The sequence below is a fragment of the Kitasatospora sp. NPDC088779 genome, from assembly GCF_040685395.1.
In the GTDB taxonomy this organism is placed as follows: Bacteria; Actinomycetota; Actinomycetes; order Streptomycetales; family Streptomycetaceae; genus Kitasatospora.
On sequence record NZ_JBFBHW010000002.1, the window covers coordinates 52753 to 70574 of the forward strand.

Below are 17822 nucleotides of genomic sequence, written 5' to 3' on the forward strand. Positions count from 1 at the left end.
GTCCGGCCGCCCCGAATGCTCCGGCCGCCCCGACCGCGTCAGTTCGTCCGGTAGCTGCGCGCCGCCTTCGAGGACAGGCCGCCCAGCCGACCGGAGGGCAACAGGCGGGCGAGGGCCACCACCGCCTTGTAGCGCTTGCCCGGCACGGACAACGAGCGGCCCCGGGCCAGGTCGCGCATCGCCTCCGCCACCACCCGCTCGGCCGAGAGCCAGGACCAGGCCGGGATGTTGCCGGTGCCCATGCCGGCCCGCTGGTGGAACTCGGTGCGGGTGAAGCCCGGGCAGAGCGCCATCATCCGCACTCCGGTGCCACCGAGGTCGCGCAGCACGCCCTGGGTGAAACTCACCACCCACGCCTTGCTCGCCCCGTACGTGCCGCGCGGCAGGAACGCCGCCACCGAGGCGACGTTCACGACCGCGCCGCGACCGCGCTCGCGCATCCCCGGCAGGGCCGCCGTGGTCAGCCGCAGGATCGCCTCGATGTGCACCTTCAGCATGTCCAGCTCGTCCTGGAGCGGGACGGTCCCGAACGCGCCCTTGTTGCCGAAACCGGCGTTGTTGACGAGCAGGTCCACCGGGCGGGCGGAGTCGGCGAGCCGGGCCTCGACGGCCGCGATGCCCTCGTCGGTGGCGAGGTCGGCGGTCAGCACCTCCACCTCGATTCCGTGCTCGGCGTGCAGGTCGGCGCTCGCACGCTCCAGGCGCCCGGTGTCCCGGGCCACCAGGACGAGCTGGTAGCCGCTGCGGGCGAGCCGGCGGGCGAACGCGGCTCCGATGCCGGCGGTCGCGCCGGTGATCAAGGCTGTGGTCATGCCCCCGACGGTACCGACTCACCGCAGCCGCGCCCACTCCGAACGGACTATCCCTGCCGGCCATCTGCGGATGCAGGTACCGGACCGCGCCCGTACCGTTCGGACGGGGGCATCGCCCGACCGGGCGGTGACGCTCAACTGAGGAGGCACTTCTGATGCTTACTCACTGCCGGACCCACAAGGCCACGACCACGCCGACCGCCACGACCACGCCGACCGCGGCGACCGCGACGCGCGCCGAGACGGACACACTCGCGAGCCTGATGGTGGAGGACGAGGCCGTCGTGTCCGACGCGCCCACGTACTCGCCCGAAGCCCTCGGACTCCTGCTGCTGGCGCTGTTGCTGTCGCCGAAGCCGCCGAAGGAGAAGTCGACCCGCTAGCAGCCGGGCGACCCGATCACCGACCCGGTAGCCGGGCGGCCCGATCGCGGGGCCGGTCCACCGACGTGGACCGGCCCACCCCTTCCCCGGCTCCTCGGCGGGCCTGACGAGGGCTCGTGAGCCCGAGTTCGTGAACCGTCCGCGCGAACCCACGCTCGTGAGCCCACGCTCGTGAGTCCGTCCGCGTGAACTCGCGCCCGTGAGCCCGTCCGCGCGAACCCACGCCCGCGAGGCCGCCCGCCGGGGGCTCCCCGACCAGGAGGAACACCACCGATGCCCTTCGCCGAGACGCCACTGCGCGACGAGTACGCCGCAGCCGTCGAACGGGTGGCGCGCCGGACCCTCGACGCCCTCCGGGGCGACGGAGGCACAGCCGCGATCGCGGACCCGGACAGCGCCGTGCCGCGCCCGACACTGGCCGCGCTGCGGGTGCTCGGCGCGGACCTCTTCGCCCCGCAACTACTCTCCGGGGCCGCGCCCGACGGGCCCACCTCCGTACTGCTGGCCGAGGCGCGGCAGGCCTTTCCGGCACCGGACTCGGCAGCGGCCTCGGCCGACGCCGCGCTGGTGATCGCATGGCAGGACTGGGCGGCCGGGCAGGTGCTCGCCCGCACGCCGTACGGAACCGGTGCCCCGCCGCCCGTGCCGCCTCCGGGCCCGGAGGCCGTCGGCTGGCAGACCTGGTCGGTACGGATGGCCCAGCTGTCCGTCCTGGCACTGCCCGGGCTCGACGGCCCGGTGCACGACACCGCCCGCGCGCACACCCTGGCCCTTGCCCGCGGCACCGTCCGCTCCATGCTGCGCCGCGGCCTCCCCACCGCCGCCCGGCTCGCCCGCTGGCTCGCCTGGGCCGGTGCCGAGGGCCGGCCGCTGCGGCTGGAGGTCGAGCCCGTCCTGGAACGCATCCGGCTGGCCGGCAACGGTAGCGCCCGCACCGGACTCGAGCTGGCCGTCGCCCGTCGACTGCTCGACCGCTCCTCCCGTCCGCCGACCGACCGACGGAGCCGGGTCCGATGACCGACACCCACGTCCTCGCCACCGCGCAGCGGCTCGCCTCCCGCGCGCTGGCCTGGCTGCACGCCTCCCACGCCGACGGCCTCGGCCGGATCCCGGACAACACCGTGGTCGACCTCTCCGACCCCGACGACGCCTACAAGCCGCTCGGCGAGATCGCGCTGGCCGCTTCGCTGATCCTGCGCGACGGCGTCACCGGGCCCACCGAGGCCCGCACCGCACGCGAGCTGCTCGACCACGCCTGGGCGCAACTGCGCGAGGGCGACCTGCTGTACGAGCGGCAGCTGCGCCACTTCACCATGACCGACCCGCTGGAGACCTACGCCCACTTCGCCCGGGCCGGCTACCGCCACCCGGCGCTGGAGGAACTGCTCGATTCGCTCAGCCGGTTGCGGGCCGCGCACGCCGAGGAGATCCACCCCAACCGGCGCCTGGGGGTCGCCAACGCCCGACGGGTCATCGGGCTCGCCCACCAGCCGGACTGGGCCGCACTCGCCGCCGGCACCTGGCTGGGCGCCACGCCCGAGCCGTGGGCCGTCAACTGGATGACCGGCTACGACATCACCCACACCGTCTTCCACCTCACGGACTGGGGCGCCCGCCCGGACGGCCTGCCGGAGCCGATGCGCGACCACGTGCGCGACTGGCTGCCGGCCTGGCTCGACATCTGGCTGGAGATCGGCCAGTGGGACCTCGCCGCCGAACTCCTCGTGGTCGACGCGTGCATCGGTGAGCCGGCCACCGGGCGGCAGGGCTGGGACGCGCTGGCCGCCGTCCAGCACGAGGACGGCCTGCTGCCGCGCGACGCCGACCCGGTCGACGAGGACCGCGCGCAGGCGTTCCAGGACCACCAGCACACCGCCGTCGTCGCGGTGGTGGCCGGTGGCATCACGCTCGCCCGGGCGCTCGGGGCCACCACGGCGGTCGCGTGAACGGGCTGGGTCCGGCGGTCGCGGAGGTGGTGCGCGCGGCCGGGCCGTACGCCAGCGCCGTCACGGTCGCCGTCGCGCGCGGGGACGCGGAGGAGGTGCGCTGCCACGGGCGGCTCGGGCACGGGCGGACGGCCGCGTGCTCGCCGGACACCGTCTTCGAACTCGGTTCGGTCAGCAAGACCTTCACCGCGCTGCTGCTGGCACAGATGGCCGCGCGCGGAGACGTCTCCCTGGACGACACGGTGGAACGCCGCCTGCCGGACTGCTGGCGCCCGGTGACCGTCCGCTCCCCCGAGCCGATCCGGCTGCTGCACCTGGCCACCCACACCTCGGGCCTGCCCCGGCTGCCGCCCGGACTGGCCGCGCGCGCCGTACCGACCTGGTTCACCAATCCGTACGTCGCGTTCGGGGACGAGCAGTTGAGGGCAGGGGTGGCCCGAACCACCGTACGGTGCAGGCCCGGCAGCCGGTACCGGTACTCCAACTACGGCGTCGCACTGCTCGGTCGGGTGCTCTCCGAGACGGGCGGGTCGCCCTATGGGGAACTGCTCGCCGAACGGGTCCTCCGACCGCTGGGCCTCGGTGCCACCACCTGTACGGCGGACCCGCCGGGGCGGGCGGTCGGGTACCGGCGCGGGCAGGAACTGCCACCCTGGCACATCCCCGGACTGCCGGGGGCCGGCGCGCTCCGGGCGAGCGGGGCCGACCTGTTGCGCTACCTGAGGGCGCATCTCGGCGGTGGCCACGGCGAGTTGGCGGCCGCGCTGCGCGAGGTCCAGCGACCGCGGCTGCGGCTGCCGCGCTCGACGGACGAGCTGTGCCTGGTGTGGAACCACCGCCGCCCGGGCGGGCGCGACCTGTACTTCCACGCCGGGGCGACCCGGGGGTTCACCGCCTTCGTCGGGTTCTCGCCCCAGGCGTCGGCCGCGGTGGCGGCCCTGGCCAACACCGGGCCGTCGCTGGACGGGCGTTTCCTACAGGCGGCGTACGAGGTGCTGCGGGCGGCTTAGGACCCTGGGGGGTGCGGCACTGCGGCGCTGCGGCATCGCGGCACTGCGGGCCGAGGCGACGGGCCTAGGCTGCCACGGCTTTGGCGCGGTCGGCGGCGATGTGGACGGCGAGGCCGCCGAGGACCGTCCCCATCGCGTAGCGCTGGATCCGCAGCCAGGCGGGACGGCGGTTGAGGAAGGACGCGATGCCTCCCGCGCTCACCGCGATCAGCCCGTTGACGGTGACCGCCACCACGATCTGGGCCAGCCCCAGCACCAGGCTCTGCACCGCGACGTGACCGCGCTCGGGCGCCACGAACTGGGGCAGCAGCGAGATGTACATGATGGCGATCTTGGGGTTGAGCAGACAGGTCAGAAAGCCCATCGCGAACAGCCGGCGCGGCGGATCCGGCGGCAGCTGCTGCGGGGCGAACACCGCCGTACCGCCCGGACGGACGGCCTTCCAGGCCAACCACAGCAGGTAGCCGGCGCCGGCCAGCTTGATCGCGGTGTAGAGGGCGGGCACCACCGAGAACACGGCGGCCACGCCCGCCGTCACCGCGGCCAGGTAGACCAGGAAGCCGGCCGCGACCCCGATCAGCGACAGCAGCCCGGCGCGGCGGCCCTGGGCGATCGACCGGGAGACCAGGTAGATCATGTTGGGCCCCGGTGTCAGCACCATCCCGAGCGCCACGGCGGCGATCCCGAGTACGGCGTGCCCGCCCACAGCGGACAGGGCGGATGCGGCGGGAGCGGTGGGGGTCAGTGCTTCCATGCGAGGAGGCTAGGCCCGGCGTCGATCTCAATGCAATGATGACTTTGCACTCGGTGCAATATCGGTGCGATGCTGTGCAATGCCGTCAACTCGTGTGGAGGGGTCCCCCCGATGGACGACTACCGCCTGATCGCCGACGAGATCGCCGGCGCCATCACCGACGGGCGGCTGCGACCGGGCCGGCAACTGCCCACCCAGCGCGCCTTCGCCCGCAGCCGGGGCATCGCCAACTCCACGGCCGGGCGCGTCTACCGGGAACTGACCCGGCGCGGACTGACCACCGGGGAGGTCGGGCGCGGCACCTTCGTCCGGGCCGGGCAGGGGGCCGGCGGCGGGGCAACCGGCGGGCAGGTGGCACTCGCCGAACCGGCCGGCGCGCCGGTGGACCTGGAACTCAACTACCCCGCCGTCCCCGAGCAGGCCGGACTGCTGGCCACCGGACTGGCGCCGCTGCTCCGGGCCGACGCGCTGGGTGCCGCGCTCGCACCGGTGGGCGCGGCCGGGACGGGCGCGGCCCGGCAGGCGTTCGCGGCACTGCTGTCGGACGAACGCCGGACGGGCGGGGATCGGATGGACGGCGACCGGTCGGGCGGGGACCTTTCGGGCGGGGATCAGGAGGTCAACCCGGAGATCGCCGGGGAGGAGTTGCTGTTCGCGGGCAACGGCCGGCAGGCCATCGCCGCGGCACTGTCCGCGCTGGTGCCGCCCGGCCACCGGCTGGGGGTGGAGGCGCTGACCTACCCGGTGGTCAAGGCCGTCGCCCAGCGGCTGGGCATCACACTCGTACCACTGGCCGTCGACGAGCACGGGCTGCTGCCCGACGCCGTGGCCACCGCCCACCGGGCCGCGCCGCTGCGCGCCGTCTACGTCCAACCGAGGCTGCAGAACCCGCTCGGCGGGAGCCTGCCGTACGAGCGGACGGCCGCCCTCGCCGAGGAACTGCGCCGCCTCGACCTGCCGGTCGTCGAGGACGCGATCTGGTCCTTCCTCCGCCCGGAGCTGACCGCCCTCGCCAGCCTCGCACCGGAACGCACCGTCCTCGTCGACAGCCTCTCCAAGCGGCTCGCGCCCGGGCTGACCACCGGGTTCGCGGTCGTCCCCGCCGCGCTGCGCGAGCGGATCGCGGGCGCACTGCGCTCGGGTGGCTGGACGCCCAGCGGGTTCGCCCTGGAGGCGGCCGTGCGCTGGATCGGGGAGGGCACCGTGGCCGAGGTCGCGGCAGCCAAGCGCGCCGACGCCGTCGCGCGTCAGCTGCTGGCGCGCGAGGTGCTGGCGGGGCAGCACGTCCGGGCCGACCCCTGCTCGTACTACCTGTGGTGGGAGCTGCCGACGGCCTGGCGGGCGGAGACGTTCGTCGCGGCGGCGGCGCGGGCGGGCATCGCCGTCACACCCGCGGCGGCGTTCGCCGCCGACCCCCGGCGTTCCCCGTCCGCCGTCCGAGTCGCCCTGGCCTCGCCGCCGCTGCCCGTGCTGACGCGAGCGCTGGAGACGCTGGCGCGGATCGCGCGGGGGACGGCGGAGGAGTGGATGGAGTGATGGGCAGCCAGACGGACGGACGGACGGACAACTGGCAGATAACAGATAACAGCTGTTGAAATCTGTTATCTGTTATCCGTCAGTTGAAATCTGTCAATTGTCAGTTGTCAGTCGACGGCCGTCAGTCGACGGCGCCGCTCCGGCCGCCCCGCACCGCCGTGTCCGCAGCTCCGCCGGCACCGACGGCGCGCAACCGGGAGGCGGCGGTGGCGGCGAGCTGGGGCGCGATCCGGGCGACGTCGCGGGAGCCGACCGCCGCGATCAGGCTCGGCAGCAGCCAGCGGACCGGCTGCATGCCGCGCAGCCAGGCCTGCGCGTAGACGTGGGCGGACCTCCGGGCGATGCCGGCGACGATCCGCTCCACTGCGGGCTCCAGCGGGTAGGTCTTGTTGGCCGGCCACGGCAGCCTGGTGCGCATCTGCTTGAGCACGGCGTCCTCGTCGGCGCCGCGCACCATGTCGGTGTCGGTCCAACTCAGGTATCCCACGCCGACCTTGACCCCCTGGTAGGCGACCTCGGCGCGGAGCGAGTGGGCGAAGGCCTCCACCCCGGACTTGCTGGCGCAGTACGCGCTCATCAGCGGCGCGGGAGTGAGCGCGGCGAGCGAGGCGATCTGCAGCAGGTAGCCCCGGCTCTCGGCGAGGGCGGGCAGGAAGGCCCTGGCCGTGGCGACGCTGCCGAGCAGGTTGACCTCGATCACCCGGCTGAACGCCCGGTGATCGCTGTCCACCACCGGCCCGCCGATGGCGATGCCGGCGTTGGCGACCACGGTGTCGATCCGGCCGTAGTGCTCCTTAATCCGACGGGCGGCGTCGCCGAGCGCGTCGAGGTCGGTGACGTCCACCTCCCAACTGGTCGCGGCCGCGCCGCACTGCGCCGCGACGGCCTTGAGCTCGTCCGGCTCCAGCCCCAGGAGGGCGACCTTGGCCCCGCGCCGGGCGAGCGTGCGGGCGAGCGAAGCCCCGACCCCGCGGGCGGCCCCGGTGACGACGACGACCTGCGCGGACAACGGCGGGATGGCGTTCATGCGGCGGCGGTCCTCTCGGAGACGGGCGCAGAGGCGGAGGAGGCGGAGGGGGCAGGAGCGGAGACGGAAGCGGGCGCGGCGGAAGCGGGCGCGGCGGACAGGTACGCGGCGGCCAAGCGGTGGATCTCGGCCGCGACCTCCACCGGCCGCTCCAGCGGCGCCATGTGCCCGACCCCCGGAAGCAGCAACAGCCCCTGTGGGTCGGCGAGTTCGGCGACGATCCGGTGCGCGTGCACCGGCGGGGTCAACCGGTCCGCGGTGCCGACCACGACCGCGGTCGGTACGGCGAGCCGGGCGAGTCCGGCGTGGACGTCCAGACGGTCGAGGACGCCCGCCCAGTTGGCACGGACGGCGGTCGGGCAGGCGTGCACGATCCGGGCCGTCGCCTCCACCTGCCCGGCGGACGAACCCGGACCCATGGTCGCGTACTTGAGCGCGACACGGGTGACCGGCGAGACCGGCCCGAGCGGCAGCCGGGAGCGCAGCAGCAGGCGGTTCAGGAAGCGGCGCAGCCCCGGGGAACGCACCGCCTCGGGCAGCACGGCGAGTTCGGCCACCAGCTCCCCCGGCCCGGTGGAGACCAGGACGGCGGCGGCGGTCCGGTCGGCGATCTCGGGGCGGCCACCGGCGGCCATGATGGTCATCCCGCCCATGCTGTGCCCGGCGAGCACGGCCTTCTCCCCCGCCGGGACGGTCCGGGCGAGGACGGCGGAGAGGTCCTCGGCCAGTGCCCGGGTGGAGTAGCGGACCCGGCTCGGCGGGATCTCGCTGTGCCCGTGGCCGCGCTGGTCGTAGGCCACCACTCGGTAGCGGTCGGTGAGTTGGCGAATCACCGGAGCCCAGAAGGCGGTTGAGCAGGTCCAGCCGTGGGCGAGCACGACGGTCGGCGCCCCGGGTTGGCCGTGGACCTCGACGTGCAGCCGGATCCCGTCCGCCGATCGGATGCTCAACTCCTCGACGGGCACGGGCGGGACGTACTCGGCGGGCAGCTCGGCGGCGCTCATGCGGACACCTCCTGCGCGGTACGGGCGGCGTCCTGGCCGGCGCGCATGATCAGTTCGTACTCGCCGAGGTCGACCTTGCGGGTGGCGCGGCGGAACGCGGTGGTGGAGCCGGGCCAGAGCACGGTGTTCTTGCCGTTCGGATCCAGGTACCAGCTGCGGCAGCCGCCGGTGGTCCAGACGGTGCGGTCCATCCGGTGCTGGAGTTCTAGGTTCCACTGCCGCTGGGCCCGGACGGTGGGCTGCATCGCGGTGGCACCGATCGACTTGAGCGTGGTCAACGCGTCGATCAGGTAGTTCAGTTGGGACTCGATCATCAGGATCATCGAGCTGTTGCCGAGGCCGGTGTTGGGACCGATCACGAAGAACAGGTTCGGGAAGCCGTGCACGGCCGAGCCGCGCAGCGCCTCCATGCCGTCCTTCCACTCCTCCGCCAGGCTGGTGCCGTTGGCGCCGAACACCCGGGCCCCGATGGGCATGTCGGTGACGTGGAAGCCGGTGCCGAAGACGATGGCGTCGACCTCGTGCTCGCTGCCGTCGGCGGCGACCAGGGTGGAGCCGCGCAGTTCGCGCAGGCCGGAGGCGACGACCTCGGTGTTGGCCGCGGCGAGCGCCGGGTAGTAGGTGTTGCTGAGCAGGATGCGCTTGCAGCCGATCCGGTAGTCCGGGGTCAGCTTGGCGCGCAGGGCCGGGTCGGGAACGCCCTGGGCGAGGTGGCGTTCGGCGAGTTGCTGGACCACGCGCAGCATTCCCGGGCGGCGCACGAAGGCGTCCACCTGGAGCTCTCGGAGGGCGAACAGGGTGCCGCGGCGGATCTTCCCGGTGACCGGCACGCGGTCGTGCAGCCACTTCTCCAGCTGGCTGATCTCGCGGTCCCGGCGCGGCAGGACCCAGGCGGGCGTGCGCTGGAAGACCGTCAACCTGCCGACCTTCGGCTGGATCGACGGGATGATCTGGGCGGCGGAGGCTCCGGTGCCGACGATCGCGACCCGCTTGCCGGTCAGGTCGTAGTCGTGGTCCCAGCGGGAGGAGTGGAACACCTTGCCGGGGAAGGCGCCGAGCCCCGGCAGGTCGGGGATCTGCGGGTCCGCCAGTGGTCCGGCGGCGGAGACCACCGCGTCCGCGGTCCACTGACCGGCCGAGGTGGTGATCCGCCAGCGGACCTGCTCGGCCTCCCAACGCGCCTCCAGCACTTCGGTGTTGAACCGAAGGTGCGGGCGGAGGCCGAAGACGGTGGCGACCTTCTCCAGGTAGGCGCGGATGTCCGGCTGGCCGGAGAAGCTGCGCGGCCACGCGGGGTTGGGCGCGAAGGAGAAGGAGTAGAGGTGCGAGGGCACGTCGCAGGCGCAGCCGGGGTAGCTGTTGTCGCGCCAGGTGCCGCCGACCGAGTCCGCGCGCTCCAGGACGACGAAGTCGGTGATCCCGGCGCGGCGCAGCCGGACGGCGGCGCCGAGACCGCCGAAGCCGGAGCCGATCACCGCCACCCGCACGTGCGGGACGGCCTCGTCCGCCGCGGGGGCACCGGACGTGCCGGAGCGGGGGCGCTTGCTGCTGGATGCCATGCGGCCTCCTCCTGAGGGTGGGGCGATGATCTTCGCGCTGCCGTACCGTGGCGCCCGCTCGTGCCGCGCGTCCTGGCGCGCCGACGACGCCGTGCTCGTGCTGTGCTCGACTGCTCTCGTACCGCCCTGGCGCTGCTCTGATGTTGCCCTGATGCGCCCGGGTGAAGCCGCGGTGTCGCTCTGGTGCTGCTCCGCATGGTGCTGTGCGCACTGCCTTGGGCTCCCCGACGACCGGCGTCGGAGCCCCGCTAATCGCGCCAGTAATTACTGGCATGATTGGCAGGGTAGCCCTTGCTGACACCGGATGGAAGAAGCGCGGCCACCCGGATTCCGGGAGCCTTCGGAGGTGCCGGACCTATGCTGATCGCCGTGGACAAGGTCAGAGCTGCTGCGGGTGACGGAAAACGCGAGTACCGGGTGGAGGAACTGGCCGAGGCGGCCGGCATCACCAGCCGGACGCTGCGCTTCTACCGCGAGCGCAAACTGCTCCAGCCGCCCCGCAAGGAGGGCCGGATCGCCTGGTACGGCGAGGAGCACCTGGCCCGGCTGCGGATGATCGGCGAACTGCTGGACCGCGGCCACACCCTGGGCGGCATCGCCGAACTGATCGGCGCCGGCGAGAGCGGGCGGGACGTCGCCGAGCTGATCGGGCTGGAGGCCGCGATCGTCGCCCCCTGGTCGGACGAGACCCCGGTGCGCCTGGACTGGGACGAACTCAGGACCGTCTTCAACGACCAGCTCACCGAGGAGAACACCGCCGAGTCGATCGCCCAGGGCTACATCACGATCGACGACGACGGGATCACCCACATCAGCCGCCGCCTGATGGACGCCACCACCGCACTCGTCGCCGAGGGCGTACCGCTCTCCGTGGTGCTGGACGCCAGCCGGCGCACCCAGGAGCACGTGGAAGCCATCGCCGAGATCTTCATCGACGTGGTCGGCGAGCACCTGCTCGGCGCCCTCGCCGCCGACGCCCCGCTGCCGCCCGGCGAGGCAGCCCGGCTCACCGAACGCATCCTGCGGGTGCGGCCGCTGGCCCGTACGGTCGTCGACGCGCAGTTCGCCCTCGCGATGGACCGGCGGGTGCCCGCCGAGTACGACGAACTGCTGCGCCAGCGACGGGAGAACGACACCGAGGCGTAACCCCTCCGACGGGAGGGCAGGGATTCCCGCGCCCTGCCCACCCGTTGGAGGAACCGCCGATGCCCAGACCCCTCAGTCGCCGCGCCGCGCTCGGCCTCGCCGCCGGGCTCACCCCGGGCCTCGCGCTCGCCGCCTGCGGACCGAACTCCCCGGCACCGTCCGCCGGTTCGACCGGCGCGACCGGTGAGCCCGGCGCGCCGGGCGGTTCCGGCGGGTCCAGCGGGTCCAGCGGGGCCGGCCCCCGGACCGTCCGGCACGCTCGCGGCGAGAGCACCGTACCGGCCCGGGCCACCCGGGTGGTGGCGCTGGACACCGACGCGCTGGACTCGGTGGTCACCCTCGGGCTCACGCCGGTCGGCGCGACCACCGTCACCGAGGGCGCTCCCTTCCCGGCCTACCTGCCCGCCGAACGGCTGGCCACGACAAAGGCCGTCGGCGCCATCGGGCAGCCCAACCTGGAGGCGATCGCGGCGCTGCGGCCGGACCTCATCCTGAGCAACCAGGTGCGCGACGACAAGCGGTACGACGAACTGACGAAGATCGCGCCGACCGTGCTGTCCAAGACCACCGGGCCCACCTGGAAGGAGAACGTCCGGCTGCACGCCGAGGCGATGGGCCGGCAGGCCGAAGCCGAAGCGGCCGACGCGGCGTACCGGACGAAGGCGCGGGACCTCGTCACCGCACTCGGCGGCCCGGCCAAGGCCGCCGCCACCCGGGTCGAGATGGCTCGTTTCCTCGCGGGCGCACCGACCAGGCTGTACCTCAACGACACCTTCGTCGGCTCGCTGTTCAAGGACCTCGGGCTCGGCCGGCCCGCCAACCAGGACAAGCCCGGGTTCTCGGTCGAGATCAGCCCCGAGCAGGTGGACCAGGCGGCGGCCGACGTCATCTTCTACTCGGTCTACGGGGACGCGGCCAAATCCGACCAGGGCAGGATCACCGATGGCGCGCTGTGGAAGAGCCTGGACGCCGTCCGCACCGGCCGGGTGTTCCGGGTCGACGACAGCCTGTGGATGCTCGGGATCGGCTACACCGGGGCCGGCCTGATCCTGGACCAGATCCGGAAGCACCTCGCGCCCTGAGCGACTGCTCACCGTGCCCTACGTCCTGCTGCTGGCCGGGATGGCGCTGCTGTTCGCCGCCTCCTGCGTCCTGCTCGTCTCCACCGGGAGCCTGTGGAGCCTGACCGTTGCCGTGGGCCTCCTCGGGGTGGCGGTCGCACCACAGATGATCACGATGTTCGGCCTGGCCGAGCGGACGGTGCCGGCCGTCCGGCTGGGCGAGGCGATGGCTGCGCTGGTCAGCGCGCTGATCCTGGCGCAATCGGCCGGCACCTTCCTGGGCGGCTGGGCGACCACGCACTTCGCGCCCGCCGCGCCGTTCGCGATCACCGCGGCCACGGCGGCGGCGGCCTTGCTGCTCGCCGCGTGCACCGCGACCGAACAGCGCTACCGCCGCCGCACTCCGACCGCTCCGACCGCTCCGACCGCTCCGACCGACGGTGGGACTGACGGTGGGACTGACGGTTCCGGCGTCCAACCCCGCATCGCTGCGCCCGCGCGCCGCGCCCCGCGCACATGACGGCGGGGGCGACGGTGGTCCGCACACCGTCGCCCCCGCCGTGCGGCCCCGCCCGCCGGCACCCACGGTTCGGCAGGGCCCACTCAGGCGGTCGTCAGTTGACGTTGACCGCCGTCCAGGTGGCCGCGACCGCGTTGTACTCGGCGCTGCCGTTGCCGTACAGGTCCGCCGCCGCGCTGAGGGTGCCCGCCCGGGCGCCCGCGTAGTCGGTGGTGGAGGTGAAGTAGACGGTCAGCGCGCGGTACCAGATCTGCGCGGCCTTGTCCCGGCCGATGCCCGCGAGCGAGGAGCCGTCGGCCGTCGGGCTGTTGTAGTCGAACCCGTTGATGCTCTTCGCGCCGCTGCCCTCCGACAGCAGGTAGAAGAAGTGGTTGGCCACGCCCGACGAGTAGTGCACGTCGAGGTTGCCCACGCCGGCGGACCAGGAGTCGGCGGACTGGCCGTCCTTGCTGGGCTGGTCCATGTAGCGCAGCGGGGTGCCGTTGCCGTTCAGGTTGATCAGCTCGCCGATCCAGTAGTTCGGCGGGTTGGAGGGCAGGTTGGCGTACCACTCGACCATCGTGCCCATGATGTCGGAGGTGGCCTCGTTGAGGCCACCGGACTCACCTGAGTAGTTGAGGTTCGCCGTGGCGGCGGTGACGCCGTGGCTCATCTCGTGGCCGGCCACGTCGATCTCGGTGAGCGGGGCGGCGTCGCCGTTGCCGTCGCCGTAGGACATGCAGAAGCAGCTGTCGTCCCAGAAGGCGTTGACGTAGTTGGAGCCGTAGTGGACGCGGCTCGCGGCGCCGACACCGTCGTTGCGGATGCCGTTGCGGCCGAAGGTGCTCTTGTAGAAGTCCCACGTGGTGGCCGCGCCGAACTGGGCGTCCACGGCGGCGGATTCGCGGTTGGAGGCGGTGCCGTCGCCGAAGTTGTTGGAGGTGTTGGCGAACAGCGAGCCGTTGCCGGCGGTTCCGTTGCTCATGTCGCTGGTGGACTGGCCGCCGCGGCTGTCGTCCTTCAGCGAGTAGCTGGAGCCGCTCTGCGCGGTGGTGAGCGGCACCTGGCCGACGAAGACGCCCTTGCCGGTGCCGGCGGCGGTCTGGATCTTCTCGTGGGTGGACAGCACCTTGCCGGTGGCGGCGTCGGTGACGAGCACCTGGTTGCTCGGGGTGCCGTCGGCGCGCACGCCCTCGACGGTGGTCCGGTACGCCAGGCGCGGGTTGCCGTCGGTCGCCCAGACCACCAGTTCGGCCTTGCCGGTCTGGTGCACGTCGGCCAGCGGGGACTCGTCGGCGTCGAGGGTGACCCCGACGGTGGCCTTGACCGCGCCGGTGGCCTGCGTGGCGGCCTGGTCGGCCGGGATCTGCGGGGTCAGGCTCGGCAGCGCGAGCTTGGCGGAGACCGCCTTGTCGACCGACTTGACCGAGCCGTTGGCCTTCTGGTGGACGACCAGGTCGCCGCCGAGCACCGGCAGGCCGGCGTAGGTGCGCTCGAAGCGCAGGTGCCGGGTGCCGTCCTTGTCCACCACGGCGTCCTTGGCGACGAGCCGCTCCTTCTCGCCGAGGGCGAGGGCCTTGGCGAGCGGGCCGGACTGGCCGCCGGCCAGCGCGAGCACGGCCGCGTGCTGGTGGTCGGCCTGGGCCTGGAGGCCGGCGACGGGGCTGGCCTGGGCGGCGGTGCTCACCTGGATCACACCGGTCAGCAGGGCGGTGGCCGACAGTACGGCGACAGCTGCGAGCTTTCGCTTCACGTGCGAGTCCTTCCGGGAAACCGCGTGTGGACGCGGTCGCGCCGCGTTCCGGGGGCCGGGGTCGGCACCTGTGGGGCGGAAATGGGCGCTGACGTGCTGAAACCCCGAGCGGTCGAGCGGCGAGCCACCAAGGGGTGGGGGTGGGGGCTACCGCCGGGGCTGTCCAGAAGCATGACAATCCAGCAGGTGAATTGACAGGTCTACTTCAGCGATTGGCCAGGTCCCGCCAGCTCGCCAAGGCCCTCAAGTGGTGGGCAAAACGGGGCAATTCACCGCGCCTTGCAGTAGGTTCCCACCCGAACCACGCCCGACCGCCTGCACCGATGTCCGATCGACCGTCGAACGCCGATTCGGCGCGCGGAGCCGAGCGGGCCGGAATCGACTTTTACATCCCTGTAGAACTTCCAATACGGAATCTTGACATCCGCTTGGCGAGGTCCCGCCACCTGCCACCCTTGCCCGCCGCCGGGTCATCTGCTAGCGCCACCGGGCCTCGTGTTCGCCCGACTCCTCAGCGCAGTCGGCGAGTTGGGCTCGACACCTGAGGGCGCACCGGAGCCGGGGAGACCCCGTGTCCCACAACGGCCCCTCCTCCACCGGCATCTGCGATGACGCCCGGTTCCCGCGGCGCCCCGCTCGCCCGCCCCCGGCTCCCGGGCGACCCGCCCGTACGGACACCCGGGCCGGGTCGGCACACGCGCTCAACCGCCGCCCGCGCCGGGCCCGTCCGGTCGCAGAAGCGGCAGCGGCAGCGGCAGCGGCAGCGGCAACGGCAACGGCGGGATCGGGATCTGGACCGGGAGAGCGAAGGGGTACCACTCCTCGCCCGGACCGGTCAGCGAGGCCTCCCCGGGAGCACCTCCGGCGCGTACTCCCGCACTGCGGCGAGCAGTTGGCGGATCGACGGGTTCACCATCGGCCGCCCGGCCACGGTGACGGTCGGCACGGTCTCGTTGCCGTCCGCGACCGAGCGGACGAAGGCGGCGGCGTCCGGGTCCTTCCAGATGTTCACCATGGTGAACCGCCGGCTGTAGCGCAGGCGGGTGAAGAGCAGCGCCAGGCGCAGGTTCATGCAGAACGTGCACAGCGGCCGCCAGTAGAGGACCACACCGTCGTCGGCTCCGCCGGTCGCTGTCACTGGAACCGCCATTCCTGGGCCGTGTTGCCGGGGGTGCAGGTCACCATGGTGACCGCGTTCCCCGGGCCGTTGTCGGTCATGCAGCGCTGGTTCTGGTAGTCGGCCAGCGTGTAGGAGCCCTGGGCGGATCCGCTGCGCACCGTCCAGTTGGTCAGGAAGCTGAAGCCTCCGCTCAGGGTGACCTTGCCGTCCATGGTCTGGACGAGCAGCGGCCCGCCGCTGTTGCAGGCGTTGAAACTGATCCAGGAGCCGGGGTCGGTCGCCCGCACCCAGCCGTACTGGGACGCGCCGCCGACCACGATCGGGTTGTCGCCGCTCAGTTCGTCGCGGGCCATCCCGATCGGGCGGCCGTCCTTCACGTTGACGATGGTGGTCCAGGAGGTGCCGCCGCACGACGGCGGCCGGGTGGGGGTCTGCGGAGCCGGCGGGTTGCCGCCGCCCGAGGGCGAACCGCCGCCGGACGGGGAGCCGCCCCCGGCGGGGGAGCCACCGGCCGCGTTCTGGGCCGGGGGCTGCGGGTTGGGATTGGGATTGGGGTTGGCGGGCTGGTTGGCGGTGCCGCCCCCGCCGCCGGACTGGTTGGATTGGCCGCCCGAAGCGCCGCCGCCACCGGCCGCGTTTCCGCCGCCCGCCGCGCCCGCGCCGGCGCCTCGGCCCGCCGCGCCTCCGTTGCCGCCCGGCGCGGGGGCCGGGACGGGCGCGCCCGGCTGGTTCGGGGTGCTCGGCTGCTGGTCGGCGGCCGGGGCCGCGACCGGGGTGTCGGAGGGTGTCGGCGTGGCGGGCGGCGTCACGGCCGGGGCCGCCGGGGTGCCCGCGCCCGGGGTCACCGGGGCCGTCACGACGACGGTCGGCTGGGCGGCGGGCGGCTCGGCCGCGTCCGACCGGCCGGGGCCGCGGTCCACCAGCAGGACGGTCGCCGTGCCCATCGAGATGACCACGGGGACGATCACCGGCACCAGCAGTGCGCGCCGCGACCGGCGCTTGCCCGGCTCGGTCACCGGCTGCGGCCCCACCTTGGCGACCTCGTCCTCGTCCGGCACGGGGCCACCCGACGCCGGGCGCTCGCCTGACGCGGGCTGGTCGGCGCCGTCCGCGACCGGCACCAGGGCACCGGCCTTCGCCGCACCGGCGCCCCCGGCCACCCCACCCCCGGCCCCTTCACCCGCAGCCGCTCCCCCGGCCGCCGCCCTGAGGTCGACCGTCCCGGTGTCGGCCGGGGCGCCGGCCGCACCCGCCGCAGCGCCCGCGTCCTTCGCGCCGATCGCCGCCCGGGCCGCGGCCGCCATCTCGGCGGCGTCGGCGAACCGGTCCTCCGGCTTCTTCTCCAGTGCCTTCGCGACCAGCTCGCGGACCGCCGCCGGGAAGGCCCCCGGCAGCTCCGGCGCCGGCTGGCGGACGTGCTTGAGCGCGACCTCCAACACGCTCTCGCCGACGAACGGCGGCTTCCCGGTGAGCAGTTCGAAGCAGACCACGCCGATCGAGTAGAGGTCGGAGGCCGGCCCGGTGCCCGTACCCTCGGCCTGTTCGGGGGCCATGTAGAGGGCGGTGCCGACGATCGCGTGCGAGGCGGTGATCTTGGTACTGGCGATCGCCCGGGCGATGCCGAAGTCGGTGATGGTCACCCGGCCGTCCGTGCGCACCATCAGGTTGGACGGCTTGATGTCCCGGTGCACGATCTCCCGGCGGTGGGCGGCGTGCAGGCCGTCCAGCGCGGCGGCGACCAGACCGAGGGCGCGCTCGGGAGGCATCGGGCCCTCCTCGGCGAGCACCCGGTCCAACGGCCGGCCGTCGACCAGCTCCATGACGATGTAGGCGCAGCGGTCCCCGGCGTCACCGCCCTCGCCGCCCTCCCGGCCCTCGGCACCGCCGCCGCTCTCACCGTAGTCGTGGACGTCCACGACGGCCGGGTGGTCGATCGCGGCGACCAGCTGGGCCTCCCGGCGGAAGCGCTGGATGAAAGTGTCGTCCTCGAACAGCGCCGAGTGCAGGATCTTGACGGCCACCGGCCGCGCCAGCACCGTGTCGTCGGCCCGCCAGACCGTACCCATCCCCCCGCCGCCGATCCGCTCGACCAGCGTGTACCGCCCGCCGAGCACGGCGCCCGGACCCCTCATACTCCCGCCCCCATGTGTCATGACCCTCCCCAGCGGGCCGTTCGGCCCCCAGTGTGCCAGAGGGGGTCGAACGGTCAGCA

Annotated in this window: 16 protein-coding genes; 8 read left to right on the forward strand and 8 right to left on the reverse strand. The window is 73.6% G+C overall.

What is annotated here, in order from left to right:
* Positions 1 to 38 precede the first annotated feature (38 nt).
* On the reverse strand, positions 39 to 812 hold the full coding sequence (locus AB0P03_RS01815; protein ID WP_363579335.1) for an SDR family oxidoreductase: 774 nt from the start codon (positions 810 to 812) through the stop codon (positions 39 to 41).
* A 155-nt stretch (positions 813 to 967) separates the two neighbouring features.
* Between AB0P03_RS01815 and AB0P03_RS01820 the strand changes: the two genes are divergently transcribed.
* The 4 genes from AB0P03_RS01820 (at position 968) to AB0P03_RS01835 (ending at position 4151) form a co-directional block, all read left to right on the forward strand.
* Positions 968 to 1195 (forward strand): hypothetical protein, encoded by a 228-nt coding sequence (locus AB0P03_RS01820; protein WP_363579337.1) that lies wholly within the window; start codon positions 968 to 970, stop codon positions 1193 to 1195.
* Positions 1196 to 1468: 273 nt separating this feature from the next.
* Complete coding sequence (locus tag AB0P03_RS01825) at positions 1469 to 2212, forward strand: hypothetical protein (protein WP_363579339.1); 744 nt, start codon at positions 1469 to 1471, stop codon at positions 2210 to 2212.
* Positions 2209 to 3141, forward strand: a complete 933-nt coding sequence (locus tag AB0P03_RS01830) for a hypothetical protein (RefSeq protein ID WP_363579341.1) — start codon at positions 2209 to 2211, stop codon at positions 3139 to 3141. Before AB0P03_RS01825 ends, AB0P03_RS01830 begins: the two co-directional genes overlap by 4 nt.
* Entirely contained in the window at positions 3138 to 4151 is a 1014-nt protein-coding gene (locus AB0P03_RS01835) for a serine hydrolase domain-containing protein (protein WP_363579343.1), read from the forward strand. Before AB0P03_RS01830 ends, AB0P03_RS01835 begins: the two co-directional genes overlap by 4 nt.
* Before the next feature lie 64 nt (positions 4152 to 4215).
* On the opposite strand, the gene AB0P03_RS01840 is transcribed toward AB0P03_RS01835, so the two are convergent.
* Positions 4216 to 4812 (reverse strand): LysE family translocator, encoded by a 597-nt coding sequence (locus AB0P03_RS01840; protein ID WP_363579657.1) that lies wholly within the window; start codon positions 4810 to 4812, stop codon positions 4216 to 4218.
* A 204-nt stretch (positions 4813 to 5016) separates the two neighbouring features.
* Between AB0P03_RS01840 and AB0P03_RS01845 the strand changes: the two genes are divergently transcribed.
* A complete protein-coding gene (locus AB0P03_RS01845; RefSeq protein ID WP_363579345.1) occupies positions 5017 to 6441 on the forward strand; it encodes a PLP-dependent aminotransferase family protein in 1425 nt (474 codons plus the stop codon).
* A 121-nt stretch (positions 6442 to 6562) separates the two neighbouring features.
* On the opposite strand, the gene AB0P03_RS01850 is transcribed toward AB0P03_RS01845, so the two are convergent.
* The 3 genes from AB0P03_RS01850 to AB0P03_RS01860 are packed head-to-tail and all read right to left on the reverse strand — an operon-like array spanning position 6563 to position 10031.
* Positions 6563 to 7468, reverse strand: a complete 906-nt coding sequence (locus AB0P03_RS01850) for an SDR family oxidoreductase (protein WP_363579346.1) — start codon at positions 7466 to 7468, stop codon at positions 6563 to 6565.
* Positions 7465 to 8472, reverse strand: coding sequence for an alpha/beta hydrolase (locus AB0P03_RS01855; protein ID WP_363579348.1), 1008 nt, complete (start codon positions 8470 to 8472; stop codon positions 7465 to 7467). The genes AB0P03_RS01850 and AB0P03_RS01855 overlap by 4 nt, the downstream gene beginning before the upstream one ends.
* Positions 8469 to 10031: an NAD(P)/FAD-dependent oxidoreductase gene (locus tag AB0P03_RS01860; RefSeq protein WP_363579350.1), complete on the reverse strand. Its 1563-nt coding sequence runs from the start codon at positions 10029 to 10031 to the stop codon at positions 8469 to 8471. Before AB0P03_RS01860 ends, AB0P03_RS01855 begins: the two co-directional genes overlap by 4 nt.
* Before the next feature lie 357 nt (positions 10032 to 10388).
* On the opposite strand from AB0P03_RS01860, the gene AB0P03_RS01865 reads away from it, so the two are divergent.
* The 3 genes from AB0P03_RS01865 to AB0P03_RS01875 are packed head-to-tail and all read left to right on the forward strand — an operon-like array spanning position 10389 to position 12758.
* Positions 10389 to 11177 (forward strand): MerR family transcriptional regulator, encoded by a 789-nt coding sequence (locus AB0P03_RS01865; protein ID WP_363579352.1) that lies wholly within the window; start codon positions 10389 to 10391, stop codon positions 11175 to 11177.
* Between the two features lie 59 nt (positions 11178 to 11236).
* Positions 11237 to 12259: an iron-siderophore ABC transporter substrate-binding protein gene (locus tag AB0P03_RS01870; RefSeq protein WP_363627561.1), complete on the forward strand. Its 1023-nt coding sequence runs from the start codon at positions 11237 to 11239 to the stop codon at positions 12257 to 12259.
* Positions 12260 to 12272: 13 nt separating this feature from the next.
* Positions 12273 to 12758, forward strand: coding sequence for an MFS transporter (locus AB0P03_RS01875; protein ID WP_363627562.1), 486 nt, complete (start codon positions 12273 to 12275; stop codon positions 12756 to 12758).
* A gap of 94 nt (positions 12759 to 12852) precedes the next feature.
* Here AB0P03_RS01875 and AB0P03_RS01880 read toward each other — a convergent pair whose 3' ends face one another.
* From AB0P03_RS01880 to AB0P03_RS01890, 3 genes are all read right to left on the reverse strand, one after another.
* Complete coding sequence (locus AB0P03_RS01880; RefSeq protein ID WP_363579358.1) at positions 12853 to 14490, reverse strand: M4 family metallopeptidase; 1638 nt, start codon at positions 14488 to 14490, stop codon at positions 12853 to 12855.
* An 835-nt stretch (positions 14491 to 15325) separates the two neighbouring features.
* Positions 15326 to 15628 (reverse strand): glutaredoxin domain-containing protein, encoded by a 303-nt coding sequence (locus tag AB0P03_RS01885; protein ID WP_363579360.1) that lies wholly within the window; start codon positions 15626 to 15628, stop codon positions 15326 to 15328.
* A complete protein-coding gene (locus tag AB0P03_RS01890) occupies positions 15625 to 17742 on the reverse strand; it encodes a serine/threonine-protein kinase (RefSeq protein ID WP_363579362.1) in 2118 nt (705 codons plus the stop codon). Before AB0P03_RS01890 ends, AB0P03_RS01885 begins: the two co-directional genes overlap by 4 nt.
* Positions 17743 to 17822: the final 80 nt, after the last annotated feature.

Bases quoted from the DNA above. Each gene is read 5' to 3' on its own strand.
- AB0P03_RS01815 (WP_363579335.1), bottom strand. From the start codon at position 812: ATGACCACAGCCTTGATCACCGGCGCGACCGCCGGCATCGGAGCCGCG.
- AB0P03_RS01820 (WP_363579337.1), top strand. From the start codon at position 968: ATGCTTACTCACTGCCGGACCCACAAGGCCACGACCACGCCGACCGCC.
- AB0P03_RS01825 (WP_363579339.1), top strand. From the start codon at position 1,469: ATGCCCTTCGCCGAGACGCCACTGCGCGACGAGTACGCCGCAGCCGTC.
- AB0P03_RS01830 (WP_363579341.1), top strand. From the start codon at position 2,209: ATGACCGACACCCACGTCCTCGCCACCGCGCAGCGGCTCGCCTCCCGC.
- AB0P03_RS01840 (WP_363579657.1), bottom strand. From the start codon at position 4,812: ATGGTGCTGACACCGGGGCCCAACATGATCTACCTGGTCTCCCGGTCG.
- AB0P03_RS01845 (WP_363579345.1), top strand. From the start codon at position 5,017: ATGGACGACTACCGCCTGATCGCCGACGAGATCGCCGGCGCCATCACC.
- AB0P03_RS01850 (WP_363579346.1), bottom strand. From the start codon at position 7,468: ATGAACGCCATCCCGCCGTTGTCCGCGCAGGTCGTCGTCGTCACCGGG.
- AB0P03_RS01855 (WP_363579348.1), bottom strand. From the start codon at position 8,472: ATGAGCGCCGCCGAGCTGCCCGCCGAGTACGTCCCGCCCGTGCCCGTC.
- AB0P03_RS01860 (WP_363579350.1), bottom strand. From the start codon at position 10,031: ATGGCATCCAGCAGCAAGCGCCCCCGCTCCGGCACGTCCGGTGCCCCC.
- AB0P03_RS01865 (WP_363579352.1), top strand. From the start codon at position 10,389: ATGCTGATCGCCGTGGACAAGGTCAGAGCTGCTGCGGGTGACGGAAAA.
- AB0P03_RS01870 (WP_363627561.1), top strand. From the start codon at position 11,237: ATGCCCAGACCCCTCAGTCGCCGCGCCGCGCTCGGCCTCGCCGCCGGG.
- AB0P03_RS01890 (WP_363579362.1), bottom strand. From the start codon at position 17,742: ATGAGGGGTCCGGGCGCCGTGCTCGGCGGGCGGTACACGCTGGTCGAG.